The organism is Synechococcus sp. 8F6 (genome assembly GCF_002252665.1).
Lineage (GTDB): Bacteria > Cyanobacteriota > Cyanobacteriia > PCC-6307 > Cyanobiaceae > Cyanobium_A.
In genome coordinates this window covers 1-24,427 of record NZ_NQKZ01000023.1, presented here as the reverse complement: position 1 = coordinate 24,427, position 24,427 = coordinate 1, and the positions used below count along the sequence as shown (strand labels likewise).

At 65.5% G+C, this 24,427-nt stretch carries 33 protein-coding genes; 18 read left to right on the top strand and 15 right to left on the bottom strand.

Annotation, left to right across the window (positions count from 1 at the left end; all coding sequences use genetic code 11):
- Window positions 1–154: 154 nt before the first annotated feature.
- A complete protein-coding gene (locus CJZ78_RS12395) occupies window positions 155–544 on the bottom strand; it encodes a hypothetical protein (RefSeq protein WP_094561626.1) in 390 nt (129 codons plus the stop codon).
- Window positions 545–792: 248 nt separating this feature from the next.
- Here CJZ78_RS12395 and CJZ78_RS12390 point away from each other — a divergent pair, with 248 nt between their 5' ends.
- From CJZ78_RS12390 to CJZ78_RS12380, 3 genes are read left to right on the top strand one after another with little or no spacing between them, the layout of a single operon-like run.
- Window positions 793–1,011, top strand: a complete 219-nt coding sequence (locus CJZ78_RS12390) for a CP12 domain-containing protein (RefSeq protein ID WP_094561625.1) — start codon at window positions 793–795, stop codon at window positions 1,009–1,011.
- Window positions 1,012–1,066: 55 nt separating this feature from the next.
- Window positions 1,067–1,450 (top strand): DUF3136 domain-containing protein, encoded by a 384-nt coding sequence (locus CJZ78_RS14860; protein WP_369802067.1) that lies wholly within the window; start codon window positions 1,067–1,069, stop codon window positions 1,448–1,450.
- Window positions 1,447–2,739 (top strand): glucose-1-phosphate adenylyltransferase, encoded by a 1,293-nt coding sequence (locus CJZ78_RS12380; protein WP_094561623.1) that lies wholly within the window; start codon window positions 1,447–1,449, stop codon window positions 2,737–2,739. The genes CJZ78_RS14860 and CJZ78_RS12380 overlap by 4 nt, the downstream gene beginning before the upstream one ends.
- Before the next feature lie 51 nt (window positions 2,740–2,790).
- Here CJZ78_RS12380 and CJZ78_RS14855 read toward each other — a convergent pair whose 3' ends face one another.
- The gene (locus CJZ78_RS14855; RefSeq protein WP_094561622.1) at window positions 2,791–3,192 is read right to left on the bottom strand and encodes an AP2 domain-containing protein; all 402 of its coding nucleotides are present in this window, start codon (window positions 3,190–3,192) and stop codon (window positions 2,791–2,793) included.
- A gap of 253 nt (window positions 3,193–3,445) precedes the next feature.
- Window positions 3,446–3,664: a CsbD family protein gene (locus CJZ78_RS12370; protein ID WP_094561632.1), complete on the bottom strand. Its 219-nt coding sequence runs from the start codon at window positions 3,662–3,664 to the stop codon at window positions 3,446–3,448.
- Window positions 3,665–4,376: 712 nt separating this feature from the next.
- Between CJZ78_RS12370 and CJZ78_RS12365 the strand changes: the two genes are divergently transcribed.
- From CJZ78_RS12365 to CJZ78_RS12350, 4 genes are read left to right on the top strand one after another with little or no spacing between them, the layout of a single operon-like run.
- Window positions 4,377–4,913 (top strand): cytochrome B, encoded by a 537-nt coding sequence (locus CJZ78_RS12365; RefSeq protein WP_198953904.1) that lies wholly within the window; start codon window positions 4,377–4,379, stop codon window positions 4,911–4,913.
- A 7-nt stretch (window positions 4,914–4,920) separates the two neighbouring features.
- Window positions 4,921–5,613, top strand: a complete 693-nt coding sequence (locus tag CJZ78_RS12360; RefSeq protein WP_094561621.1) for a cupin domain-containing protein — start codon at window positions 4,921–4,923, stop codon at window positions 5,611–5,613.
- On the top strand, window positions 5,613–6,809 hold the full coding sequence (locus CJZ78_RS12355; RefSeq protein WP_094561620.1) for an exonuclease SbcCD subunit D: 1,197 nt from the start codon (window positions 5,613–5,615) through the stop codon (window positions 6,807–6,809). The genes CJZ78_RS12360 and CJZ78_RS12355 overlap by 1 nt, the downstream gene beginning before the upstream one ends.
- Complete coding sequence (locus CJZ78_RS12350; protein WP_094561619.1) at window positions 6,806–9,868, top strand: AAA family ATPase; 3,063 nt, start codon at window positions 6,806–6,808, stop codon at window positions 9,866–9,868. Before CJZ78_RS12355 ends, CJZ78_RS12350 begins: the two co-directional genes overlap by 4 nt.
- Window positions 9,869–9,898: 30 nt before the next feature.
- On the opposite strand, the gene CJZ78_RS12345 is transcribed toward CJZ78_RS12350, so the two are convergent.
- The 3 genes from CJZ78_RS12345 to thiD are packed head-to-tail and all read right to left on the bottom strand — an operon-like array spanning window position 9,899 to window position 11,838.
- Window positions 9,899–10,312 (bottom strand): DUF1499 domain-containing protein, encoded by a 414-nt coding sequence (locus CJZ78_RS12345; protein ID WP_094561618.1) that lies wholly within the window; start codon window positions 10,310–10,312, stop codon window positions 9,899–9,901.
- Between the two features lie 16 nt (window positions 10,313–10,328).
- Window positions 10,329–11,012: a peroxiredoxin-like family protein gene (locus CJZ78_RS12340; protein ID WP_094561617.1), complete on the bottom strand. Its 684-nt coding sequence runs from the start codon at window positions 11,010–11,012 to the stop codon at window positions 10,329–10,331.
- Window positions 11,013–11,016: 4 nt separating this feature from the next.
- Entirely contained in the window at window positions 11,017–11,838 is an 822-nt protein-coding gene (gene thiD, locus CJZ78_RS12335; RefSeq protein WP_094561616.1) for a bifunctional hydroxymethylpyrimidine kinase/phosphomethylpyrimidine kinase, read from the bottom strand.
- 332 nt (window positions 11,839–12,170) lie between these two features.
- Here thiD and CJZ78_RS12325 point away from each other — a divergent pair, with 332 nt between their 5' ends.
- From CJZ78_RS12325 to CJZ78_RS12305, 5 genes are all read left to right on the top strand, one after another.
- Complete coding sequence (locus CJZ78_RS12325) at window positions 12,171–12,374, top strand: hypothetical protein (RefSeq protein WP_094561614.1); 204 nt, start codon at window positions 12,171–12,173, stop codon at window positions 12,372–12,374.
- 13 nt (window positions 12,375–12,387) lie between these two features.
- Window positions 12,388–13,941: a deoxyribodipyrimidine photo-lyase gene (locus tag CJZ78_RS12320; RefSeq protein WP_094561613.1), complete on the top strand. Its 1,554-nt coding sequence runs from the start codon at window positions 12,388–12,390 to the stop codon at window positions 13,939–13,941.
- A gap of 111 nt (window positions 13,942–14,052) precedes the next feature.
- Window positions 14,053–15,123 (top strand): alkene reductase, encoded by a 1,071-nt coding sequence (locus CJZ78_RS12315; protein ID WP_094561612.1) that lies wholly within the window; start codon window positions 14,053–14,055, stop codon window positions 15,121–15,123.
- Complete coding sequence (locus CJZ78_RS12310) at window positions 15,120–15,899, top strand: pirin-like bicupin family protein (protein WP_094561611.1); 780 nt, start codon at window positions 15,120–15,122, stop codon at window positions 15,897–15,899. Before CJZ78_RS12315 ends, CJZ78_RS12310 begins: the two co-directional genes overlap by 4 nt.
- Window positions 15,900–15,931: 32 nt before the next feature.
- Entirely contained in the window at window positions 15,932–16,357 is a 426-nt protein-coding gene (locus CJZ78_RS12305) for a DUF2721 domain-containing protein (RefSeq protein WP_094561610.1), read from the top strand.
- 4 nt (window positions 16,358–16,361) lie between these two features.
- On the opposite strand, the gene CJZ78_RS12300 is transcribed toward CJZ78_RS12305, so the two are convergent.
- From CJZ78_RS12300 to CJZ78_RS12290, 3 genes are read right to left on the bottom strand one after another with little or no spacing between them, the layout of a single operon-like run.
- A complete protein-coding gene (locus CJZ78_RS12300; protein ID WP_094561609.1) occupies window positions 16,362–17,906 on the bottom strand; it encodes an NAD(P)/FAD-dependent oxidoreductase in 1,545 nt (514 codons plus the stop codon).
- 16 nt (window positions 17,907–17,922) lie between these two features.
- Window positions 17,923–18,360: a thiol-disulfide oxidoreductase DCC family protein gene (locus tag CJZ78_RS12295; RefSeq protein WP_094561608.1), complete on the bottom strand. Its 438-nt coding sequence runs from the start codon at window positions 18,358–18,360 to the stop codon at window positions 17,923–17,925.
- Window positions 18,357–18,605: a hypothetical protein gene (locus CJZ78_RS12290; protein ID WP_094561607.1), complete on the bottom strand. Its 249-nt coding sequence runs from the start codon at window positions 18,603–18,605 to the stop codon at window positions 18,357–18,359. The genes CJZ78_RS12295 and CJZ78_RS12290 overlap by 4 nt, the downstream gene beginning before the upstream one ends.
- Window positions 18,606–18,666: 61 nt before the next feature.
- Between CJZ78_RS12290 and CJZ78_RS12285 the strand changes: the two genes are divergently transcribed.
- The 5 genes from CJZ78_RS12285 to CJZ78_RS12265 all read left to right on the top strand — a co-directional run bounded on the left by CJZ78_RS12285 (window position 18,667) and on the right by CJZ78_RS12265 (window position 21,354).
- Window positions 18,667–19,119: a secondary thiamine-phosphate synthase enzyme YjbQ gene (locus CJZ78_RS12285; RefSeq protein ID WP_094561606.1), complete on the top strand. Its 453-nt coding sequence runs from the start codon at window positions 18,667–18,669 to the stop codon at window positions 19,117–19,119.
- An 89-nt stretch (window positions 19,120–19,208) separates the two neighbouring features.
- A complete protein-coding gene (locus tag CJZ78_RS12280; RefSeq protein ID WP_094561605.1) occupies window positions 19,209–19,706 on the top strand; it encodes an HIT family protein in 498 nt (165 codons plus the stop codon).
- A gap of 197 nt (window positions 19,707–19,903) precedes the next feature.
- Window positions 19,904–20,449 carry a hypothetical protein gene (locus tag CJZ78_RS12275; RefSeq protein ID WP_094561604.1) on the top strand — a complete coding sequence of 182 codons (546 nt, stop codon included), beginning with the start codon at window positions 19,904–19,906 and terminating at the stop codon, window positions 20,447–20,449.
- A 3-nt stretch (window positions 20,450–20,452) separates the two neighbouring features.
- Window positions 20,453–21,001, top strand: a complete 549-nt coding sequence (locus CJZ78_RS12270) for a hypothetical protein (RefSeq protein ID WP_094561603.1) — start codon at window positions 20,453–20,455, stop codon at window positions 20,999–21,001.
- A gap of 125 nt (window positions 21,002–21,126) precedes the next feature.
- Window positions 21,127–21,354, top strand: a complete 228-nt coding sequence (locus CJZ78_RS12265; protein WP_094561630.1) for a Nif11-like leader peptide family natural product precursor — start codon at window positions 21,127–21,129, stop codon at window positions 21,352–21,354.
- A gap of 111 nt (window positions 21,355–21,465) precedes the next feature.
- Here the strand turns inward: CJZ78_RS12265 and CJZ78_RS14085 are convergent, their stop codons facing one another.
- The 3 genes from CJZ78_RS14085 to CJZ78_RS12255 all read right to left on the bottom strand — a co-directional run bounded on the left by CJZ78_RS14085 (window position 21,466) and on the right by CJZ78_RS12255 (window position 23,117).
- Entirely contained in the window at window positions 21,466–21,633 is a 168-nt protein-coding gene (locus CJZ78_RS14085) for a hypothetical protein (protein WP_158217079.1), read from the bottom strand.
- Between the two features lie 260 nt (window positions 21,634–21,893).
- Window positions 21,894–22,196, bottom strand: a complete 303-nt coding sequence (locus tag CJZ78_RS12260) for a hypothetical protein (protein ID WP_094561629.1) — start codon at window positions 22,194–22,196, stop codon at window positions 21,894–21,896.
- A gap of 297 nt (window positions 22,197–22,493) precedes the next feature.
- Window positions 22,494–23,117, bottom strand: a complete 624-nt coding sequence (locus CJZ78_RS12255) for a sigma-70 family RNA polymerase sigma factor (protein WP_094561628.1) — start codon at window positions 23,115–23,117, stop codon at window positions 22,494–22,496.
- A gap of 84 nt (window positions 23,118–23,201) precedes the next feature.
- Between CJZ78_RS12255 and CJZ78_RS13820 the strand changes: the two genes are divergently transcribed.
- Window positions 23,202–23,408, top strand: a complete 207-nt coding sequence (locus CJZ78_RS13820) for an addiction module protein (protein ID WP_143592921.1) — start codon at window positions 23,202–23,204, stop codon at window positions 23,406–23,408.
- 100 nt (window positions 23,409–23,508) lie between these two features.
- Here the strand turns inward: CJZ78_RS13820 and CJZ78_RS12250 are convergent, their stop codons facing one another.
- The 3 genes from CJZ78_RS12250 to CJZ78_RS12240 all read right to left on the bottom strand — a co-directional run.
- Window positions 23,509–23,700 carry a type II toxin-antitoxin system HicA family toxin gene (locus CJZ78_RS12250; RefSeq protein ID WP_233128778.1) on the bottom strand — a complete coding sequence of 64 codons (192 nt, stop codon included), beginning with the start codon at window positions 23,698–23,700 and terminating at the stop codon, window positions 23,509–23,511.
- A gap of 36 nt (window positions 23,701–23,736) precedes the next feature.
- Window positions 23,737–23,949 (bottom strand): type II toxin-antitoxin system HicB family antitoxin, encoded by a 213-nt coding sequence (locus CJZ78_RS12245; protein ID WP_094561627.1) that lies wholly within the window; start codon window positions 23,947–23,949, stop codon window positions 23,737–23,739.
- Between the two features lie 209 nt (window positions 23,950–24,158).
- Window positions 24,159–24,427 (bottom strand): zincin-like metallopeptidase domain-containing protein (locus tag CJZ78_RS12240; RefSeq protein ID WP_255373988.1); only part of this gene is annotated, 269 nt, incomplete at its 5' end.

Sequence of the window (24,427 nt, the reverse complement as noted above, 5' to 3'; positions counted from 1 at the left end):
GAGTTGCCAATTCAGCGATCAGGGTTCATAGTGAATGAATGGAGCTGCGCAATCAGCTTCCAAGCAGTCATCTCTTGACTGCTCCTGTTCACCCTCCGGAAAGGGTCACAGGACCTCCTGAGTTACACCACTCGGAGGGGCGCTACCCGATGGATCAGCTCCAGGCGATGAAGCTGACCGGTTCGTACTTGGCAATGGAGATTCGCCAGCCCCTGATCACCAGGTTGCGAAGGCTGCCAAGCAAGGCTTCGGTTTCGCCACCAGAGATCCATTTCGCCTTGAGTAGGGGCAGTTGTTCGCTCATCACGTCCAAGGGCAGCTCGAGCAACAGCAGGCTCTGCTCTCCAGCAGCCCGTTGCAGAGCCCCGTCGTCGCTTCGCTGCCAGAGGCGCAGGAGCAGCTCCAAGGCCAGGGTGTGACCACTGTCACCTGGGTCAGAAGCTTCAGCTGCCGCTGCTGGCTGGGATTTACCGGTGAGTGGCAAGGCTCTCTTGCCTGCAATCTCAACCAGAGCCAGGGCCACGAGATAGGGAGCATCAGCCATGGAAGGGATTCCCAGAACGCCACCACCTTGGAGGAACGACCGCCATAGGCGAAGCCAACTGCAAAAAGTGAGTAGAAATACCTGGATTTCATGGTTGTTCATCGTTCTGTGGATTGATGCACAATCCACTGCGCCGGAGGGACATTGGAGGAATGCCGTCTCCTTTCACCGGTTCACGTTTGACGCCGTTGGTGAGGCAATAGGGCTAAATTCGCGCTGCCGATCCGGGCCCTATCGGGGCATGTTCCATGGCCACCATTGGAGACCAGCTCCAGACCTATCGCAACGCCCTGGCAGAAGCCCTCGCCAAGGACGAAAAATCCACTGCGCGGAAGATCGAGCAGCAGATCAAAGAGCTTGAGGAATTCCAGCAGCGTCATCCTGAAGAAGCTGAGGCTCCTTCGCCGTTTGAAGTGTTCTGTGACCTCAATCCTTCCGACGTCAACTGCCGCGTCTACGACGACTGAGCCGCCCTTAGCTCGACTTCATTTCGGCAAGGCGCAACCTTTGGGAAGCGCTGGCGTGACCGCCTTGATTGGTCCAGGCGCAGTCAAGAGGCTTCAGTCTGCTCTGGATCCACGATCGCTTGCAGATCCTGTCACCCAATTACCCCCATCTGGGGGCAGCGCACGACCAGGTAGCCAAGCGATTATTCAGCTCGCCCAAAGCGTTGCTGCAATGAGCCAAGCAACTTTCACAACCGCTCTCACGATCGGTGAGCTTGAAGCTAATTACGCGCTCTATTGCAAGGCTATGCGTATATTGGTATTAGAAGAAAAAACGATTCAGCAGATTCGACGGAGTGTTTGCTGGCATCGATTGGAATGCCTGCATCAGTGCTTGCCACGGCAGTATAAGAATCCCGAGCATCTCTATTTCCTTCTCAAAAGAGAGCTCAACTCTTGAAGCGCGTACTGGCGATCATTCTCGGGGGTGGTGCGGGCACGCGCCTGCAACCCCTCACCCTGACTCGCGCGAAACCTGCAGTGCCACTTGGCGGTAAGTACCGCCTGATTGATATTCCAATCAGCAACTGCATTAACTCTGGGATCAACAAGATTTACGCGCTGACCCAGTTCAATAGTCAGTCACTCAACCGCCACCTCAGCCTGACTTACAACCTCTCTTCCGGCTTTGGCGGCGGTTTTGTGGAGGTACTGGCGGCCCAGCAGACCCCCGACAGTCCAAACTGGTTCAAGGGTACTGCTGATGCTGTCCGTCAGTACCGCGAACTCTTCGAAGCCTGGGACGTGGATCAGGTGTTGATCCTCTCGGGTGACCAGCTCTATCGGATGGATTACGCAGCCTTTGTCGCAGCCCATCGGGCAAGTGGGGCGGCGCTGACGGTTGGCGCTCTACCTGTTGATGGATCGGCGGCCGAAGGGTTTGGCTTGATGCGCACGGACGCATCCGGACGAATCAAGGAGTTCCGTGAAAAGCCCAGGGGTGCAGCGCTCGAAGCCATGCGGGTGGACACCCAGGCCCTGGGGTTGTCCGCCAGCGAGGCAGAGCGTCGCCCATTTCTGGCCTCGATGGGCATTTATGTCTTTGAGCGAGACACACTGTTCAGTCTTCTGTCCACGCACCAGCAAGCAACGGACTTTGGCCAGGAGGTCATTCCGGCAGCGCTGGAGAGCGGCCTCATGCTGCAGAGCTACCTCTTTGATGGTTACTGGGAAGACATTGGCACGATTCAATCCTTCTTTGATGCGAATCTCGCTTTGACGGATGAGCAGCCTGCGTTCAGCTTTTACGACGAGCGCGCCCCGATCTATACCCGTTTACGTTATTTGCCGCCCAGTCAAATCCATCAATCCCACATTCGTCGTTCTGTTCTCAGCGAAGGCTGCATCCTCGATCGCTGTGTTATCGACCATTGCGTACTAGGTTTGCGCCTGCGGGTTGAGCAGGGAGTTGTACTTGAAGACGCCCTGGTGATGGGTGCTGATGGGTATAAGTCGGAGGCTGAGCGTGTTCAGGTGCGTTCACGCGGTGGGATTCCTCTTGGGATTGGAGCAGGATCAGTGGTGAACAGAGCAATTCTGGATAAGAATGTGCGCATAGGCACCAATGTGCAGGTGATCAACAAGGATCGCATCGAGGATGCTGATCGCCATGATCTTGGCTTTACAATCCGCAACGGCATCGTGGTGATTGAGAAGAACACCACGCTTGTCGATGGCACGGTGATCTAGCTGGGTTCTACAGCAATTGATGACGCCCCGAGATCAGTCAAGGGCAGGGTTTTAGGCGTCATCAAGGTCTTGATTCCTCTGCTCTTGGCGAGCCCCGTCGTCTGGTGATAGATCGTTGAGCACCGCCAATTCACCAATGATTCGTTGCGCGTGGATGTTGTACGCAAGTGCAGCCTCTCGCTCTGTGTTGAACGACCCCAGGAAGTAACGACGTCCTCTCCAGTACACCTGGGCGACCCAGAGCTGGGTTTGCTTCCGGAAGCTCACGCCACGATGTTTGGAGCTGGCCCCAGCCCGCTTGGGACGGCTGGCGTAGGACTGGTAGGTCTCTTCGGACGTTCGAGAGGTGCGGATGGACACGACGCGCTGGGAGGACCGTTCCCAACTTCTTCCAGCAACGGTCCGGTCGACCAGTCCCCTTTTGGGGAATGTCAGGCAGTCAGTCAGTAGCATGTTCGCGAGCTGCCAGCTGGTTTGGATGATTATATTCCTGCTCGGTTTGATCTATTGCCTGGGCTCAGGCGTGATCGCGGGGCAACTTGATCCAGATTTGGACGCGATGTGCTGAAGGGGAATTGCGCAATTCGCCTCAGGAGCTTGTGCTGCTCCTGGAAGAAGCAGCACAGCCACAATTCCTTGGCTGATGCAAAGGGTTACTTGCGAAGATGGCAATTCCTGAAGACGACGATGATAGGAACGGCGTAGATCAGCTCAGTTTATCGGACACGTGATCAGCGGTATCGCTGAGCTTCTTTTTGACGGCCTTTGCACCCTCTTTCAGCTCTTCTGTGGCACCCATGGCCGAGCTCTGCACTTGCTTGGCTTTGCCTTTGATCTGGTGACCCATATCGCCAGTCATTTCCCCATAGGCTGATTCCAGCTTGCCTTCTGCATCTTTTGCGGTCGCTTTGGATTTGTTGGTCATGGCGTTCAATCCAGTGCGGAGGTGGGCCTCTTTACTGTGATGAGCCCGTTGCCAGGGCACTGGGCTCCAAATGCGGCAGATTGAGACGAGATGCGCTTCGACGCACTCCGGTCTCGAGCTGTTGCCAGCGCGCCCGCAAGCCCACCAGCACGCCCTTTAACCCAGGGGGCCCCGATGCAAACCCGCCCTATCCGTTGCGGAAACGCCCAGGCAGGACAGGACAGGAATGTAGCAGTTGCTGCAATCTAAAGATATGGGTTTTCTAGCTGCCATGCTTGTGTTGGTTTCGCCGCCACGGTTCAGGGGCGTCTTGCAAGAGGCGATCTTGACGTCGCGGTGATGATGAACGCCATGGAGACCCATGTGAAAAATCCCTCACAGAAACTCTCGCCTCACTGCCTCTGTGAATCCGTTCGTTTTCTGCATCCACTCAAACTCTGTGGCGACAACTCCTCAGGTTTTGAGTCTGATCCAGGTGTTGAACATCGCTGACACTCTCTGAGCTTTTGCGGCCGCCACAATCTTCCCATCGCGCCAGCAAGGTCTGGAGCTCGTTGTAGAGGCTGCTGCGGGAGCTGCGCGACGACCAGATCTTCGCGACGACGGGATGTACAGGCAGAGGTGCTTGGCCCCCCCCGCCCTGGGGCGCCTTGTTGTTGCAAAGTCCGCGCCATGATCGGCATCTCTGTTGAACTCCTGCCGGGCTCGGCGTATGGGCATGGTTCGTCCTTACCAACCTTCGCTGCTGCGGCTGTTGCATGGCGCCATGGCCCTGCTGGTGCCCCTGGCCTGGCTGAGCGGACTGATCGTGTACTCCAACCACGACGGTCGTTTCGGGCGGTTGAGCTGGCAGCCGGCCGGCGATTGGATTGATCTCCACGGCACGCTCGAGATTTTCCTCTGGCCTCTGGCCCTGCTGTTTGGCCTCTATGCCCTCACCCTGGGCCGGGCCCGCCTTAACCAGGCGGCTAACACCACGGCCTTGCTGGCGTTGGCGTTGGCCGTGGGTAGCGGCAAGTTGATGAATGAAAACTGGCTCCGCACCGGCCAGTTCGATCATTTTGTCTACAGCCTTCACCTGTTGGCCTGGCTGCTCGTTGCGGCAGCGGTGATCTGGCATGTGGCTGCCATCCTGATGCGAGGTGGAGCACCGCTGGCCCGGATGATGTTTCAGCTGAAGTTGCGCCCCAACGACCTCCCCCGTGATTGGGCGGCCCAGGTGGGTCGCCTGCTGCGGCGATCGTCCTGACCCGCCCATGAACCTCCACGCCGACCTCAGCCAGCGCGCGGTGCTCCACACCCCCAACCTGGCCTGGACGCCCTCGCCGATGGCCGGGGTGGAGCGGCGCCTGTTGGATCGCCTCGGCGGGGAAGTGGCCCGGGCTACGTCGATCGTGCGCTACAGCCCTGGCAGCCAGTTTGAGCGCTACAGCCATGGCGGTGGCGAGGAGATCTTGGTGCTGGATGGCACCTTCTCAGATGAGCATGGGGACTACACCGCCGGCACCTACCTGCGCAACCCCGCAGGCTCCAGCCATGCGCCGTTCAGTGAGCAGGGCTGCACGCTCCTGGTGAAGCTGCACCAGATGCACTCGGCTGATCAACAGCGCCTCGCCATCGACACCTGCAGTGCGGCCTGGCTCCCTGGGTTGGTGACCGGTTTGGAGGTGATGCCGTTGCATGCCTTTGGCTCGGAACATGTGGCCCTTGTGCGCTGGGCGCCCGGCACGGTCTTTCAGCCCCATCGCCATGGCGGCGGCGAGGAGATCTTTGTGCTGAAGGGGGTGTTTCAGGATGAGCACGGCACCTATCCGGCCGGGAGTTGGTTGCGCAATCCCCCCTGCAGCGTCCATCGCCCTTGGAGCGAGCTGGGCTGCACGATCTGGGTGAAAACCGGCCACCTGCCGGATACCCTCCACCACGCCAGCCGTGCCGTCCTGCGGAGCTGATGCGCGTTCTCCACACCTCTGACTGGCACTTAGGACGGCAATTTCATGGAGCTTCGCTCCTGCAGGAGCAGGCCGCCGCCCTGGATCGCATCGTGGAGTTGGCCGCCGAGGCGGAGGTGGATGCGGTGCTGATCGCTGGCGACATCTACGACCGGGCCATCCCGCCAGCAGAGGCGGTGTTGCTGTTCAACGACACCCTGGCCCGCTTGAGCCGCAGCGGTGCCGCCGTGGTGGCGATTGCCGGCAACCACGATTCCCATGTGCGGGTGTCGATCTACGACCCGTTGCTCTCGGCCTTCGGGGTGACCATCCGTGGGGATGTGCGGCGGGCCCATGAGCCGGTGCTGGTCACGCCCAAGCGGGGAGGCGCCCCTGTGGCCATTTACCCGCTGCCCTATCTGGAGCCGGCTGTGGATGGTGCATCGCTCCTCGCTCTGGCTGAGGCGGTTGAGCCTGGGTCGTCTCCAGGTTCCACCCGGGTCAGCCATCAGGAGGTGACACGCCTGGCCCTCGATGGGATTCGCCGGGATCTGCTCTCCCGGCCGCAGCACCGCTCGGTGCTGGTGGCCCACACTTTTGTGATGGGTGGGGAGCCATCTGAATCAGAACGGCAACTCAGCATCGGCAATGTGGATCGCGTCAGCGTCGATAGTTTTGCCGGCTTTGACTACGTGGCCCTCGGCCATCTGCACGGGTCCCAGCAGCTCGATGGCCCACGCGTGGCCTACTCCGGCACACCGCTGCCCTATTCGTTTTCGGAGCAGCATCACACCAAGTCGGTGCGGATCGTTGAGCTCGATGCCGCCGGCACGGCCAACGTCGAGATCGTGCCGCTGGGGGTGGGGCGTCCGCTGCGCACCCTCGAGGGGCCGTTGGAGTCCCTCTGCGGCGATCCCCAACACGCCACTGCTGCTGATGCCTTGCTTCGGGTGATCCTCACCGACGAGGTGCTGCCGTTGCAGGCTATGGCCCGGTTGCGCCAGCGGTTTCCCCACGTGGCGGAGCTGCGGCACCGGCTCCCGGAGCTGCAGCGCTCCACCGCCACGGAGCGCCACGAGACGGTGCGCCAGGCCACCTCACCCCTGGCGTTGGCGATGGCGTTTTTCGCCGACCAGCAGGGGCGCCCCGCCGTCCCGCCTGAGGCTGAGCTGTTGCGTCAGGCGCTGGAGGCCTCCACCCGGGGATTGGAGCGGTGAAACCCCATCAGCTGTGGATGGAGGCGTTCGGGCCCTACGCCGAGCCTGCGGAGATCGACTTCGATGCCCTCAGCGACGAGGGACTGTTTCTGATCCACGGCAGCACCGGTGCCGGCAAAACCTTCCTGTTGGACGCCCTCAGCTATGCCCTGTATGGCGAGGTGTCGGGGGATCGCAACGTCAAGGCGTTGAAATCGGACCACGCCGATCCAGCGGCGGTGCCGCGGGTCAGTTTGGTGTTCTCCTGCGGCGGTGGCCGCTACCGGGTGGAGCGCTCTCCGGCCTACACCGCCCCCAAGACCCGGGGCGAGGGGTTCACCGAAAAGGCCGCCCAGGCGGTGCTGTTCCGGTTAAACGGTTCAGACGCCGAGCCGATCGTCAGCCGCACCACTGAGGTGAGCCGCGAGGTGGAGCAACTGGTTGGTCTCAATGCCGCCCAGTTCCGCCAGGTGATCCTGCTGCCCCAGGGCCAATTCGCGGAGGTGTTGCGGGCCAAGGCCGAGGAGCGCGAGGCCCTGCTCAAAACCCTGTTTGACACGGTGGCCTTTGAGCAGGCGGGCTTCTGGCTGGAGGATCAGGCCAAGGCGGCACGGCTGGATCTGGCGGAGGGCACCCGGGCCCAGGAGGTGCTGCTTCGCCAGGCTGCCCAGGCTTGGAGCCCATTCGCCTCGCCGCCACTGCCTGACCCCTCTGCCGCGCCTGACCACCCTGCAGTGCCTGACCAGCCCGCCGCGCTTGTTGAGCCTGGCGCTCCTGATCTCGATCGCCTGCAGGACCAGATCGCCCTGGTGGTGGCGGGTACGGCCCAACGTCTTGCGCAGGCCACCGCAGCCCTGAATGCTTCTCAGACAGCCAAAGCTGAGGTGGACAGGCTGGCCGATCGCTGGGACCGGCGCGCGGCGGCCCAAGCCACCCTTGTAGAGCTGGAGGGCAAGCGGGCGGTGGTCGACGACTACCGCCAACGGCTGCGGTTGGCCGAGCAGGCTGAGGCCCTGCGCCCGAGCGTGGAGGCGCAGCAGGCGGCGCAGGCGGACTGCCTCCAGCTGCAACAACGCATCGCGGCCCAGCTGGGCGGCGCCATGCGAGCCCGCGACGCGGCCCAGGCCTTGCCTGCCGTGGTGTTGCAGCTCGAGCTGAGGGCGCTGCCGGCTCTGGAGGCCTTGGATGCCGCCCGCACTGCCCTGGCGGCGCACCGGGTGGAGTTGACGGCCCTGGTGCGCCAGGCCCGGGAGGCCGCTGAGGCCCAGGGCGCCGCAGAGCAGGCCCGCCAACGGGCAGCCGCCGCAGAAGCAACCCAGGCCCGCAGCAACGCCGAACGGGAGGCGTGGCAGCAGCAGTGGCAGGCCGCCAGTAAGGCCTTCCAGGGGGCTTGCTCAGCCCGTGATCGGCTCGATGGCTTGCAGCGGGCTGCCCAGGAGGCCCAAGAGCAAAGCGATGCCAGCGCGGCCATGGCGGCAGCCCAAGCGCGGCATGGCCAGGCCATCGCCGCCCAGAACCGCGCCGATGGCGAGCTCAACCAGGCCCATGCCCTGCTGCTGGAGCTGCGCCGCCGCCAGATCGCCGGCATGGCGGCGCAGCTCGCCGGCGGGCTGGTGGACGATGCCCCCTGCCCCGTGTGTGGCGCAACCCTTCACCCCAGTCCGGCTCAGCCCTTAGAGGATGCCGTGGCCGACGCGGCGATCAGTGCGGCGGAAGGCGACCTGACCACGGCCACGACGGCGGCACGCGAAGCGGCGATGCTTGTGGCCACGGCCCAGGGGGAGCTGAAGGCGCTGCAGGAGAAGGCTGGCGCCGCAGCGGCAGATCCGGCGGTAGCCCGTCGGGGGGCGCAGCAGTCCAAGCAGGCCCTCAATGGTGCCAAGGCCCTGGCGGCCCAGGTCGACACCCTGCAGCAGGCGATCGTGGGTCACGAGCGGGAGCTGCAGTCCCTGCAGGTCGCCATCCAGGCGGCTGCCACGCAGCAGGCCCTGCAGAGCCAGGTTGCTGCCGAAGCCCTGCGCCGGGCCGACAGCATTCGTGCTGAGATCGCCAGTGTGCTGGGGGACGGGGTCGACCCCCAGGTGGCGCTGCTTGGCGTTGCGCCCCTGGAGGCGGCCTTGAAGGATTTGGCGGCCTGCTGCCAGGCCAGCAGCAGCGCTGACGCGCGGCTCCAGCAGGCGGCGGAGCGGCTGGCAAAAGAATTGGCCGGCTCGGCGTTTGCCGATGGCGCTGCTGCGCAGAACGCTTTGCAGGAGCCGAGCTGGCGCCAGCGGCTGGTCGAGCGGATCGACGTCTACGACAACGACCTGATCGCCGTACGCAGTGTGCTGGCCTCCGCCGATCTGAGCGAGCTGCCGGAGCAGCGGCCCGACACCGCTGCGGCCCAGGATGCGGTGGCTGTTGCTGATGCCACCCGTACGGCAACCGTGGAGCGGCACAGCGAAGCCCGGGGGGCGCGGGCCGAGATCGAACGGCTGGCGGCTGCGCACCGGCAGGGGGCGGTTGCCCTGCAGGCAAGCCAGGAGCGGGCGCGGCTGCTCAGCGCCGTGGCGGATCGCTGCACAGGCCGGGCGGCACCGTTCATCTCCCTGCAGCGCTGGGTGTTGTCGGCCTATCTGGCGGAGATCTGCCGCTATGCCAACCAGCGGCTGGAGCTGATGACCTCAGGCCGCTACCAGCTGCGGCTCAGTGATGAAGGCGGCCGGGGTGGTCGCCATGCCGGCCTGGGGCTGCGTGTGCTCGATGCCTACACCGGCGAAGAGCGGGAGGTGAGCAGTCTTTCGGGGGGCGAAACGTTTCAGGCCTCCCTGGCCCTTGCCCTTGGTGTGGCCGACACGGTGCAGGCCCATGCGGGAGGCGTGCATCTTGATGCCCTGTTCATCGACGAGGGCTTCGGCACGCTCGATCCCGACAACCTGCAACTCGCCATGGACGAACTGGATCGCCTGCGCGATGGCGGCCGCATGATCGGAGTGATCAGCCATGTGGGTGGCCTCAAGGAGCGCATCCGGGCCGGTATCGCGATTACAGCGGGGGAGAAGGGCTCGCGGGCCACGGTGTGCCGCACCGGGATGGGCTGAGCCCTGGGGCTAACGCCATCCCGGCGGGCGTTAGGTCGCCTCTGCCAGGGCCTGTTGAAGGCTGGCGAGCCGGCCGCCGTTCACACCCAGATCGGAATCGCCGAGGCGTGACACCGAGCGGGCCTGCAACACGCCATGGGCCTTGTCGGCATACAGCTCCAGATCGTCGACAAAGCCGAATAGGGCACTGCTGGCGGTGGCATGCAGGTAGCCATTGCTCTGCTCCACCACCGCCGTGCGGGGCATCGCCTGCACCACGGGCACCAGGGCCGCCAGGGCGAGGTCGGGATCGGCTACGGCCCAGTCGGAGCGGGCGCAGTGGGCTGGTGAGGGGCAGGCCGCCAGCGCTCCGTTGTGAACCCCCAGCTCCGCGGGCACCGGCCCAACGAAATGGAACAGGGCCAGGGTGATGGCCAGAACGCAATGCTGCAGAAGGGAGGTCATGGCCGCGTGGGGACGTTCAAGGGTTGAGGTAGGGATCGAGGAACGCCAGTGGACGCGCCATGGTGGCGGAGAACCCCAAAATGCCGCGGTCTTGGTAGCTGTAGAGCAGGGTGTCGTCGCCGTCGAGCAGGTAGGTGCCGCCGCGCTGGGTGATGAAGTCGTCGCGGGGGACGTAGGTGCGCCAGGCACCAAGCACCTCCACCATGTTGCGCAGCCGCACCGTGGCCAGCTCGAAGGGACGCTGAAATCCCCCGCCACCAGCCAGGGCAAACAGCGGGCTCTCCAGCCGCTGGGGCGCTGAGCGATCGCCGCTGTAGCCCCGCAGCACCTCCGCCAGGGTGCCGGGTGAGCCGATGCCGGCGCACATCAGCAGCAGCCCAGGCCATGGGCCGCCAGCAACCTGCAGACCGGCATAGAGGCCCAGCGCTTGATGCAGCTGGGGTTCCGCATCCACCAGCAGGCGATCGCGGGGGAAGCCAGTGAACTGGCAGAAACGATCCGCCCCGGGGCCATCGCCGATGCCGATGGCCAGAATCGTGATCCCCGCTTCCGCCAGGCGCGGCAGCACGGGCACGAGGGCCTGGGCATATTCCAGGCTGTCGAAATCTCCCAGCTGGGAGAGCAGCAGCACCAGCCGACGGCCCGATCCCATGCCGGGCACCGCGGCCAGGCGTTGCAACAGGGGTTTGGGAGCCTTCATGGGCTCACCGTAACGACCGCTCTGCCGTTGCAGCGTGCCAGTGACAGAGTGGCCCCTGGCCGGCTCCGATCCCCAGAGCCTGCCTCAATCCGCCTTCCACATAAGCCTTGGCGGCCTGCACCGCCTCGCTCAGCTCCAGGCCGCGGGCGCGATAGGCGGTGATCGCCGCCCCCAGGGTGCAGCCCGTGCCGTGGGTGTGGGGCGTCGGCACGTGGGCATGCACCAACCAGCGGCCTTCGCTGGATGCGGTGAGCAGGTAGTCGCGGCCGCGCAACTCCGGCAGTCCACCACCCTTGATGAGTACGGCGGTGGGGCCTTGCTCCAGCAGCAGTCCTGCCGCCCGCTCCACATCCGCTGCCGTTGCGATGGTGCTGCCGGTGAGCAACTGGGCCTCGTGGAGATTGGGCGTGAGCAGATCGGCCAGGGGCAGCAGCAGCTGGCGGTAGGCGTCGATGGCTTCTGCTTCCAGCAGCACCGCTCCGGCCCGCGACACCATCACAGGATCAATCAGCCTGGGCAGGCTCAGCGGGGCTAGGGCGGCCGCGGTGGCTTCGATCAACGAGCGGTTGAGCAGCATGCCCGTCTTGAGGGCGTCCACCGCCAGATCGCTGAGCACCGCCTCGATCTGGGCCGATAAGGCCTCCGCTGGCAGGGCATCCACGCGGGTAACACCGCAGGTGTTCTGGGCCGTGACGCAGCTGAGGGCCGAGCAGCCATGCACCTGAAGGCTGGTGAAGGTTTTGAGGTCAGCCTGGATGCCGGCGCCGCCGCCGGAATCACTGCCCCCAATCGTGAGGGCGATGGCCGGAGCCGACGCTGGCGCCATGGTGCGAGGGGGAGGGTGAGATCCTGCAGCATCGGTCAGGCTCTGCGGCAGCCCCAGCGATTCCATGTAGCTTGAACGCGCTAGGGATGCAGATCTATGCGAATCACGCATTGTCAGGGCGAGCATCTAATTGCCTTGACGGAGCCTGAAGCTGCCTGTCTGGTCGACGCCTGCGTTCTGTTTGCGCTGGCTGCTGAATCAGTATCCGGCTCCTCCCTTCCCCCGGAGATGGCCACCCTGCTCTGCGAACTGTTCGACGGATTGAAGAGCTCGGCTGGGGCCCCCAGCGCGGCTTCACGCCCCCTTCCCTGAGCCACCCGGAGTCCGCCGCGATGAAGGTTTCCCGTCACGGCGACCAACGCCTGCTCTGCCTCAGTTCCGAGGAGGTGAGCCTGCTGGTTGACCTCTGCCACGCCGGTGCCTTTTCGGACCATCTCTCCACCTCCGCTCCGCGGCGTCAGCGGTTTCAGAACTGTCTCTGGCAGGTGCACCAAGCGCTGCTGCCGGGGGTGAAGCAGCGCAGCGGCCGGCGCTGACCCCCCGCGCGTCATGGGCCCCCTTCATATCGTCTGGTTCAAGCGGGATCTGCGCTGCGTGGATCACCGGCCCTTGCTGGAGGCGGCTGATTGTGGTCCCGTGCTGCCGCTTTATGTGGTGGAACCTGAGCTCTGGCAGCAGCCCGATAGCTCCGCCCGCCAGTGGGCGTTTTGCCGTGAAAGCCTGGGGGAGCTCCGAGCCTCTCTGGCGAGCCTGGGCCAACCGCTGATCGTGCGCGTTGGGGTCGTTGAGCAGGTGCTGGAGCGGGCCCGCCGTCAGTTCGGCATCGCCGGCCTTTGGAGCCATGAGGAAACGGGCAATGGCTGGACCTACGCCCGCGACCAGCGGGTGGCGGCCTGGGCCCGGCAGCACGCCATCACCTGGAGAGAGATCCCCCCATTTGGGGTGACGCGCCGGTTGAACAGCCGCCAGGGCTGGGCCCGGCGCTGGGAGCAGCGCATGGCCGAGGCCATCAGCCCCGCCCCTAAGCGCTTGACACCCTTGGCTGGCCTCGATCCCGGACCCATCCCCACCGCCGAGGCGTTGGTTATGGCCGCAGACCCCTGCCCCGACCGTCAGGCCGGTGGTCGCTCCCAGGGGCTGGCCGTGCTGGAGAGCTTTTTGGAGCAGCGCAGCCGCACCTACCAGCTCGGTTTGTCCAGTCCCAACACGGCCGGGGTCAGTTGCTCGCGGCTCTCGCCGCACTTAAGTTGGGGAACGCTGTCGCTGCGGGAAGTGGTGCAGCGCACCCGTCAGCGCCGCGCGGCTCTGACAGCCGTGCCCTGGCGCCGTGCCCTGCAGCGCTTTGACGAGCGGCTGCACTGGCACTGCCACTTCATCCAGAAGTTGGAGAGCCAGCCGAGCCTGGAGTTTCGCGAGCTCCATCCCCTCACCGCCGGCCTGCGCAGCGGTGAGGGGGCTGGCGACGAAGCGCGGCTGGCGGCCTGGGCCGAAGGGCGCACCGGCCTGCCGTTTGTGGATGCCTGCATGCGCTCCCTGATCGCCAGCGGCTGGCTCAATTTCCGCATGCGGGCGATGCTCCAGTCGGTGGCCAGCTATCAGCTGTGGTTGCCTTGGCGCGAGAGCGGCTTGCATCTGGCCCGGCTGTTTGTGGATTACGAACCGGGCATCCACTGGAGCCAGTGCCAGATGCAATCGGGCACCACCGGCATCAACACCATCCGCATCTACAACCCGATCAAGCAAGGGCGCGATCACGACCCCGAGGGTGTGTTCATCCGGCGTTGGCTGCCGGAGCTGGCGGACGTGCCGGCGGTGCACCTTCACGAACCCTGGAGGATGGATGGCGCCACCCAGGAGCGCAGCGGATGCCGACTGGGCGTCGACTATCCCGAGCCGATCGTCGATTGGGTGGCGGCTGCAGCCACGGCGCGCGATCGACTCTGGAGCCTGCGGCGTGAGCAGGGTTTTGCCGCAACAGCGGATGCGATTCAGCAGCGCCACGGCTCGCGCCGCTCTGGCCTGCGCGCATCGTCTCGGCGCAGCCGGCGCGACCTCCCAGCCGCAGATGCTTCGGTGGCCCAGTTGAGCCTGGATCTGGCCTGAAAGCCCGAGTGCGTTTCCCTTGGTAATCGCTCGCTGCATCGCCAGCTTTGAAGTGCCGTCTTGTGCGGATCTGCCCGGCAGGCACACGATGGCTCCAGCTTTGCAACACCGATGGCCGATCTGTTCACGCCGCTGCGCCTGGGCTCGCTGGAGCTGCCCAACCGCATCTGGATGGCGCCCCTCACCCGCTGCCGCGCCGAGGAGGGCCATCGGCCGGGGCCGCTGATGGCGGAGTACTACGGCCAGCGGGCGAGTGCCGGCCTGATCGTGGCCGAGGCCACGATGGTGATGGAGGGGAATTCCGCCTTCTGGCATGAGCCCGGTGTGTACAGCCAGGCCCAGATCGAGGGCTGGCGCCTCACCACCGAGGCGGTGCACCGCGCCGGCGGCCGCATCGTGCTGCAGCTCTGGCATGGCGGTCGCGCCTGCCACCCGCTGCTGAATGGCGGCGCCCAGCCGGTGGGCCCCAGCCCGATCGCCATCACCGGCGCCGAGGTGCACACCCCCGAGGGCAAAAAGCCCTATGTGGTGCCCCGTGAGCTGCGTGACGACGAACTGCCCGCCATTGTTGAGGGCTTCCGCCAGGCGGCCCGCGCCGCCACCGCCGCCGGTTTCGACGGGGTGGAGGTCCACGGCGCCAACGGCTACCTGCTCGATTCCTTTTTGCGCAATGGCAGCAACAAGCGATCCGGCCCCTATGGCGGCTCGATCGCAAACCGGGCGCGGCTGTTGCTGGAGGTGCTCCAGGTGGTGGGCCAGGAAACGCCGCTGATGGGGCTGCGCCTCTCGCCGCTCAACGGCTTCAACGCCATGGCGGATTCCGATCCGATCGGGCTGCTCACCTGGCTGGCCCAGCGCCTCAACGATCGACCCCTGGCCTACCTGCACCTGATCCGTGGCGACCTGCTGGGGCAGCAGCAGGGGGATGTGCTCACTCCCGCGCGCCAGCACTTCCGCGGCGTGTTGGTGGCCAACATGGGCTACACGGCTGCGGAGGCCAACGCCGCCATCGCTGCCGGCGCCCTGGACGCGGTGGCCTTCGGCACCAGCTTTCTGGCCAACCCCGACCTGCCGGAGCGCTTCCGCCGCGGGGCGCCCCTCAATGCGCCCGATCCCGCCAGCTTCTACAGCCCCGGCCCCACTGGCTATACCGATTACCCCACCCTGGGGCCCCAGCCATGACGTCCCGCTCCAGCGCCCCAACCAGCGGCAGCGGATTCGTATTCCGCCCGGCTGCTGAGCGCTTTCACAGCCAGCGCGACTGGCTCGACAGCTGGCACAGCTTTTCGTTCTCCAGCCATGTCGACCCGGCCTGGATGGGCTACGGCCCCCTGCGGGTGATCAACGATGACGTGATCGCCGCCGGCACCGGCTTCGGCATGCACCCCCACCGCGACATGGAGATCGTCACGGTGATGGTGGAGGGCCAGCTCAACCACCGCGATTCGCTGGGGCATGCCGAGGTGCTGCGCGCCGGCGAGGTGCAACGCATGAGCGCCGGCACGGGCGTGGTGCACAGCGAGATGAACGGCGGCGATCGGCCCTGTCGCTTGCTGCAGATCTGGATCGAGCCCAGCAGCACCGGTAGCGCCCCGGCTTACGAGCAGAAGCCCTTCGCCATCGGCAGCGGCTGGACGCTTCTGCTGGACCCCGAGCAGACCGGCGGCGCCATGGCCATCCACCGGCCGGTGCGGCTGTGGCGGGCCCAGCCCCAGCCCGGCCAGGGCCTTGAGCTTCCCTTGGCCCCCGGCAGCCGCGGTTGGCTTCAGCTGATTGATGGCGCCGTTGCCCTGGAGGCGGGCGGGGAGGCTCCGGGCTGTCCCGCCCAGCTGAGTCGCGGTGATGGTCTGGGGTTCGAGGCGGGCGCTGCGGGGCTGGCTGCCATCACTGCCATCAGCACCGCCACCACCATCGCCACCACCACACGTGCCGATCTGCTGCTGTTTGAATTGCGCTGAGTAGCTTTGCCAAGCCTTCGGCTGCCCTTGCCATGCCCTCCGCTGACCTGGCCCGAGCCATCCAGCTCTCCCTGGCGCCGGTGTTTCTGCTGGCGAGCATGAGTGGCTTGCTGATGGTGCTCACCAATCGGCTGGGTCGCCTCGTCGACCGGGCCCGGGAGCTGAAGCGTCAGGAGCGCGACTCCGACCTGGAGATGGGACGCGACCTTCGCCAGGAGCTGCAAGGCCAGAAACGGCGCATGGGTCTGCTGATGAAGGCGATTGAGTTCGGCTCCGTCACCATGTTGCTGGTGGCCTTGGTGGTGGCGATCGTGTTCATCAGCGTGGTGGCCCAGCTCGATCTGGCGCTGATGGTGGCGCCTCTGTTTGTGCTGGCCATGGTGTGTCTGATGGTGGCCGTGTCGCTCCTGCTGCGGGAGCTTCAGCTGGCCACGGCCCAGCTGCGGCGCACTTTTTGAGCTGTTAGCCCATGCCGATGCTCTCCAGCAGCTCCCGCTGTTGGCGCGGCTGCACGAAGCGGTGGGCGGCCAGGGCGCCACTCACGGCCACTGGTGGAACTCCGATCCCCGGGAACACCCCAGCTCCGCAAAGCACCAGATTGTCGATGGGTGTGCCGCCACCGGGAAATGCCCCAGCGTTGGCCGGCCAGGCGGGCCCGTAGCTGCCTTGGTGAACCCTGAGGTAGTGCTGGTGGGTTAGGGGTGTGCCCTGCAGTTCGATCACCAGCCGCTCCCGCCAGTCGGGGATCAGGGGATCCAGCACCCGGTGGAACACCTGGCAGCGCTCGTGTTTGAGGGCCGTGTAGGCGGGGCTGCCCCGTTGGAGGTCTTGCCACAGATGCCAGGGTTCGTTGGCGGGGGTATAGCCATGCAGCACCTGATGGCCCGCAGGTGCCATCGATGGGTCCAGCAGCGACGGCATCGACAACACAATCATGTTGCGCTCGGCCCCGATGCCCCGCTGCCAATCACCCACCCAGACATGGTGGATGGGTAGGTGCTGCAGATCGTCTCCCCGCAGCCCGACATGCCAGTGCAGAAAGCTGTTGCAGGCCGGCGTGCTGGCCTGCTTGCGCCGCCAGGCTGCTGGACAGTCCTGCTCGTTTAACAGCGCCAGGGTGTCCCAGGGGCTGGCATTGCTGATCACCCCCCTGCGGGCGCGCAGCACCGTGCCATCCCCAAGTCGCACCCCCACGGCGCGTTTGTTCTCCACGCAGATGCTGCGCACCGGCGTCGCCGTGTGCAGCGCGCCGCCATGGCGCTCCAGCGCCCGCTTCAGGGCCTCCACCACGGCGGCACTACCACCGATCGGGTAGTCGAGGCTGGCCTCGGGTTCAAACCATTCGCCAAACAGAGTGGCCATCGCGGCAGCACTGGTCTGATCCATCGGCAGGCCCGAGATCAGAAAGCAGAGCAGATCCACCCAATGGAGCAGGAAGGGATCACGCAAGTGGCGCCGGGCGATCGGTCCAAACGCCCCGCCGAGTTGGGCCAGCCTGCCGGCCTGGGCCAGCAACCCCACAGCTCCCCGTCCGCCCAGGGTGGTGGCCAGGCCCAGGCCTGGCCTCAGGGCGAGCAGGGGCAGGGCTCGCGCGGCCCGGCAGGTTGGTTCCAGCACCTGCATGAAGCGGGCCCATTCGTCACAGGCGCTGGCGCCGCGGAGCTCCCGCACCACCGCCAGAAAGGGCTCAAGCCCCACCCCCACCCGCAACGGCCCCTCGGGCAGCAGCAGGCCCCAGTCTTGATAGGTGGCCACGGGCACGGATTCACCCACGGCCCGCAGCACCTGGGCCAGGGGATTGCTGCTGGGCCAGCCGCCCAAGCCCGACCACAACGAGGGACCGGATTCAAATTGAAACCCCTGGCGGCTGAAACCATGGGCGGCACCACCGGGCACGGTGTGGGCTTCCAGCACGGCCACCTCGAGGCCGTAGCGAGCCGCCAGGGCGCCGGCACACAGACCGCCCAGGCCGCTGCCGATCACCACCAGGTCGACGTCTTGATGCATCAGAGGTTTTGGTGCATCAGCGTGGGGCGCAGTTGCCGCCTCGGGCTCGGCAGAGCGAGTCAAGGTTGGGTCGTCCCGTGAGGCGCAACCGACCTGCAGCCCAGAGGCCATAGGCCAGATCCGCCAGCTGGCGCACCAGTGGCCAGCGGGTGGGCGCATAGAGCCAGCCCAGGCCAACCAGGGCGTAGGCGCGCCGGAACACCGCCACATCCCGGAGCACTTCCCCGTCAGCCGTGATGGCATGGATGCGTCCCATCGCGTCGGCGTAGCTGATGCCGGCGTGGACCTCGGGGTTGTAATCGGCTCGGTCGATGTCAACGAAGGCGAGCCGAGGCTGGTCGCCATGGCGGGCCTGGTCGCGTCGTTGCAGACCGTTCACCTCCCGCCGGCACAGCGGGCAGGCACCGTCGTAGAGCACGGTGAGGACTGCGAGGTTGTCTGTTTGCTGGTTCACTTCTTGCGGCAGTAGCCACCACCCACATTCATCCAGCCCGAAGGGCAGGCCTGGCCGTTGATGGGCTGCACCGTGTAATTCATCAAGCCCAGGGTGCTGCACTGGCCATTGAATGTGTCGACGTAGCCCATCGGACAGATGTTGCCGATTTTGGGCACCTGGCGTTGGGCCTGGGCCGGCGGGCTGATCAGGGCCAGGCCCGGCAGCACCACCAACAGGGACAGCAGAGCGCGACTGGCGGTCATTCAGAAGGCTGCAGAAGGGTCATATCGATGCTAATCAGGGCTCGCTGTTGGTTATGTCTTCATGCTGCGCCAGAGCCTCGAAACGCTCCAGGTGCTCACCCCGGGTGAGGGCTTCACCGACCTCACCGGCCGGCTGAACGCCAGCATCGCCGCCAGTGGCCTGCAGCTCGGCCTGCTCAACCTGGTGTGTCTGCACACCTCCTGCAGCCTCACGATCAACGAAAATGCCGATCCGCGGGTGTTGCGCGACCTCTCGGCCTACCTGCGCGCCCTGGTGCCGGAGGAGGGCATTCGCCCCGTGAGCGGCCTGGGCGACCTGCGCCCCTACATCCACGCCGATGAAGGGGCCGACGACATGCCGGCCCACATCCGTACGGCCCTCACCACCAGCCAGCTCAGCTTGTCGTTCCAGCACGGTCGACTGCTGCTCGGCACCTGGCAGGCTGTTTACCTCTGGGAGCACCGTCGCCAGGGCAGTGCGCGCCAGTTGACGGTTCACGTGCTGGGCAGCTGACGCAGAACGGGCTTGCAGCAAGGACATGCAGCAAGGGCCGATGGTTTGGTGCTGGCGCCCATGATTGAGCTCCCCAAGCGCTGATCAGCATGACTTTGGCTGCTGAAACATGTGCGATTTGTCAGATCCATGGCTCTGTTTCAGCTCAGACGTCCTACGAAATCGGCCGCGGCGCTCTCTGGGTGCTGCGCCACCACCCCGATCCGTCGCCCCTGCTGGGTTGGCTGCTGCTCGACAGCGCACGCCACCTGGGTGGGCCGGTCGATTTCAACCCTGAGGAAGCCGCCGCTTGGGGGGTGGCCGTGCAGCACGCCAGCGCTCTGGTGAAGGAGCTCACGGGGTGTGATCGGGTGTATGCCATCGCCTTCGGAGAGGGTGCACCCCATCTGCACCTGCACCTGATTCCCCGCTTCACCAGCGACCCCCACACCGCGGCCTGGTCAGTGGCGGATCACTACCGGGCCGTCATCGCCGGGGAGCGGAACCCTGCCAACCCTGGCGACGTGGCTGATTTGGTTGTGCAGGCTCGCCAACGTGTGGACCAAGCCGTGCTGGATGCGTTCAGCCCCAGATCCGCAACTTGTTGAGCAGGAACATCAAGACGGTGGTGTGGCGTGTCTCCACATCGGCCGGTGCCGCCGCTGCCTGGGGCTTTGCTGATCGCGAGCAGATCGCTGCGCTGCTCGAGGCCAGGCCGTAAGCAGCAAGAGCGGAGACGGTCGATAAGAGCGGTGTGCATCGGCAATAGCTCCTGAGATCACACCGGCTGCTGGCCCGCTTGACCATGGCTTGGGTGGCACCCGGCTCCCTCAAGGGACCACAGGGCATTCAGGGTCTGCAGGGTGTGGACGGCCCGGCAGGACCTGCTGGCGCCGATGGCATCCAGGGCATTCAGGGCGAGCAGGGCCTTGCCGGACCAGAAGGCCCCCAGGGTCAGCAGGGCATCCAGGGTGCTGCGGGTCTGGGAATCACCTTCAAGGGCCAGGTGGCGACAGAAGCGGAGCTGCCGGGTGATGCGTCCCAGGGCGATGCCTGGATCGTGCAGGCCGATGACTCCTTCTGGGTCTACGACGAGGCCAGCAGCAGCTGGGTGAATGGCGGCTCGATCCAGGGCCCCCAGGGCATCGAGGGGCCGCAAGGGGCGCGAGGCCTACAAGGAGAGATCGGCCCCCAGGGCATTCAGGGAATCGACGGCCCGGCTGGCGTTCAGGGCCTGCGCGGCACGGGCTGGTTCAACGGCAGCGGTCCTCCTGCTGCTGACATCCCCGGCTCGATCCCAGGCGACCTTTATCTGGACAAGGACAGCGGTGATGTCTACACGCTGAGCTGAGCGGTGGGCTGGTCGTTTGCTGGCAACCTGCAGGGCCCGGCTGGCCCGAGCGCCGTGTCGGCTGATGCGGGCAACAGCGCCAGGCTGGGCAGCGACGGGAGGGTGTTTGTGCCCTCTTCCCTCTACGCCCTGCCCGTGGCGACTGCCACGCTGCTGGGCGGCATCAAGGTGGGTGCCGGATTGTCCATGACGGCCGACGGCGTGCTCAACGCGGCGATGGCGACCACCTACGTCAACAAGGCCGGTGATGTGATGAACGGCCCGCTGCGCTGGGCCAACAGCGGCAGCGTTTCTACCTTCAATGGCCGGGACGTCTACCTGTACTACGACGGGACGTTTCTTCGCTGCCAGCTGCCCTCTTCTCGCACGGCCTGGCGGATTGAGAACAGCACCGGCCAGGTGACCTTTGGCTCCTGTCCGGCGGCAGCCAACCCGCCGATTGCAACCAGTGATCTGGCCAACAAGGGCTATGTCGACAGCCGACTGACCGCCGTCCTTGACGAGCTGGCAGTCCTCAAAGCCGACGTGGCCGCCCTCAAGGCCGCGAGCTGAGGCATTGCTGGAGGGCAGCTTCTCCAACGGGCTTCCATGTGCCGCAATGTGCGCCAATGTGCCGCATGGAACCTGGCATCACGCGCCAGAGCACGCCAGGTTGGTTGCAGCAGAGGGTTGAGCAGATGAGCTGGTCTGATCTGGAGCGGCTGGTTGCTGATGCAGAAAACAACCAGGAGCTCCAGCAGACCCTGCGCCACTGCCGCAGCCGCCAGGAGCTGCTCCACACCGCACGCCGCCTCGGCTATCGGGTAACCAAAAGCGACCTGTACAACGCCTGGCTAGAGCACCAGAACGCACCAGCAGCCAATGGAGCCGGTGGTGCTGATCGATGGGCAGCTGGCGGCAGCTGAGCTGCCTGCAGACAGGCCAGCTGGAGCACCACGGTTTAGGCCCGCAGCCCTGGAATCCCCGAGCGGGAGCGAGTGGGTGGAGGGGCATAGGCAGACAGTGGGGCCTGGGTCCTAGACGGCCCAGCGCAGGGGCTGCTCCCAGGCTTCCTCTGGGCAGATCAGATCCCAGCAGCTGCCGATCGGCGCCGGCAGGGTGAAGAGCACAAGCTGCTGAACGGCCGGAGCCGGCTTGCGCTGCCTGGTGTTGCTGGAGCGAAGCAGGGTGGCGGTGGCTTGCATGGCAGGAAGGAGAAAAAACGCCCCCTCCCGCGCCCATCCAGCCGCCGGGTCAAGGCCGCCTGCAGGGCGCTCGCCTTGGCCTTGACGCTGCGGCACTGCCAGCCCAGGACGTACTCTGGGTGCTGGCCCATGGGCGAACCATCGGGGACGTGCTCTCCCCTGCGGTGCACCACGGCTGACCCTTAACTCCAGCGGGTCAACAGGGGAAAGAAAGCCGGGATTAGGCCCCCGGCAGGGCCTGAGCTTTTGGGCCCTGGGCCCTAGACCAGAGCGTGCCGCTGGACCTCGAGCGAGCAGCGGTGCAGCAGCTCCTGCTGGGCCAGGAGCCGCTCATCGAGCTCATCCACCCTCGCCAGGCATTGGCGGATGGCGGGCAGCACCTCTTCTTCTAAGAGGGTGATTTCCTCTTCTCCATAGGGCTGCTCGATCCAGGTGCGGCGCAGCGGCAGATCGCGCCGCAGCATCAGCACCACCTCGATGGAACGGAGCGTGGATTCGAGCAGCAGGAACGGATCTTCCTCAGGACGGCAGAACGGTGAAGCGGTAGCTGAAAGAGAAGCCATGATTTTCTGCGCCATCTGGCGCAGCGAAGGGACTTCCCGAAGCCGAGGCATGACGCAGGAATGCTTCACACTGAGGAAGCCCGGAGCAAGCCACTGGTGGACAACCCAGAGGATCAAGGTCAGGGGCTGTTTGGGTTGCAGCGGAATCCCTGAGCAGGCGTGAACGGGTGGAGCAAGGCCCGAAGTCCGGGCTGTTCAGCGCAGAGCTGGAATCCCTGAGCGGGAGCGAGTGGGTGGAAACGCGGAGCCTGTTCCCAGAACCTTCCGGCCACCAGGGGTGGCCAAAGGCCCCTCAGCTCAGGCCTGGAGCTGCACACGCAGGGCCCCAAGGGCCTTTTTCTGAGCCCTTTGCACTGACATGGCGCTGATGCCGAGCTTCTGACCTGCATCTCGGAGGCTCAGGCCCTCAAGGATCGTGAGCCGCAGCGCTGCGGCCTGGGCAGCGGGGAGCTGCTCAACGAGCTGCTCCAGCGCCAGCCCATCGGCGCCATTCCCATCAGGTGCCTCGGCCTCTGGGGCGGCCAGCTGATCAAGCAGGCACGGCTCGCCATCGAAGCTGGCATCCAGGCTGCTGTGGCCCAGGGGGCAATCACCTGCCTCGTGAACCTGCCTGGGCACCCGCACCAGGCGGACCCGATCACGCAGGTGATGCTGCAGGGCCCCGCTGATGCAGCGGCGGAGATAGGGAGCTGCAGGCTCGCCGGCGCGGCAGCTGGGAGCTGAGAGAAGCAGGGCCTCGCGGGCCACCTGGATCAGATCCTCTCGCTCCACCAGCGGAAAGAAGCGCCGAGCTGTAGCAGAAGCGATGGCATCGGCCAGCGGCTGGTGCTCCAGCACCAGGACATCGCGGGCCTTGAGGGCAGAGCGGCTGAGGACTGCAGCTGGCTGCCGGCGGCGGGAGGGGGAAAGCGGGGAAGCCATCTGGGGACGGCGGAGAACCCCACCCCCACTGGCCGGCCGCAATGCAGGGGCAAGGACGCCTCGCAGGGGCGCATGGCCTGATCCTTGACGCGGCGTGAGGACTGGCCGAGGGATGCGGTGGGTGTTTGCCGGGCCTGGTGGCGGCCCCAGCTGACACCCCCGCCACTGTTGAAGTGTTTTAGCCCTCCGGCCCTACCGGCCTGGCCAGTGGTGAATGACCTGCTGACCCTGCCTCTGGCGCAACGGCTGGAGCTGGTCCAGACCCTGTGGGACTCAATCGCCGCTGAATAGGTTGGCGCTGAGCTCACCGACGCCAATCGGCAGCTGATTGATCAACGGCTGGAGAGCTTCCTGGCAGACGGCGACCCTGGCCACGATGCCGATGCGGCGCTCAGCGGTAGCGAAGGAACTCCTCCACCGACATGCCGATGTCTTTGGCGATCTGGCGCAAGAGCGGCGGTGCGATGTCGCGTCCTTTATGCGCAGGGACCGTTGTGCACCGGCCCTTGGCATCGCGGAACTGCTGGTGGGAACCGCGCTGGCGAACGACCTCAAACCCCAGCTTGTTGAGGATGTCTGCCACCTCTGCCGGCTTAAGAACAGGAGTTGACCCCACCGTTTAAGCCGGCACGGAGATTTGCTGCAGACCCACGAAATCGCTTTCCAGAGCTGGTTCGCCGTCCTCGAGGAGCATGGAAATCACTTCCTCAAGGTTGCCCTGCAACTCATCAAGGGTCTCGCCCTGGCTGTGAGCCCCCGGGAACCCTGGGACGTAGCCCACCAGGAGCCCGGTCTCAGGGCAGCGCTCAATCACTGCTGAAAACGTGTGCATGGTGGTGGACTCCGTCTGTCCATTCTGCTGCGCTAAGCCCAGGCCTGAGAAAAAGGGACCGGAGCCTCCCATCCCTCAGAAGGGCAGCAGGCCTTCTAGCTCGGGATCGAGCGGAGCCTCGGGCTGCTCGGCCTGCCGCTCGATCAGCGGATCATCCGGCAGCTCAGCGAGCCGCACCATGGCGAGGCCTGCGCGCCAATCCCAGGGGATCACTCCCCGCTGCTCTCCGGGCAAATCAGATCAGCGGCCCGGCGGGCATCGCCCAGCACCTGCAGCAGCATCCGCGGTGATTCCTGGAGCAGCTCCACCCAGTGGCCCAGATAGGCGGCGTGATTGGCCATGGCACTGCCGATCTCGAGGCGATCACCGAGCAGCACCGCTCCCAGCTCGGCCACCAGCTCTTCGCGGGCATAGGCCCGGCCGCCATCGCCACCCTCCCCCATGCCGCCGGAGAGATCACGGGCCAGCCGGGAGCTAT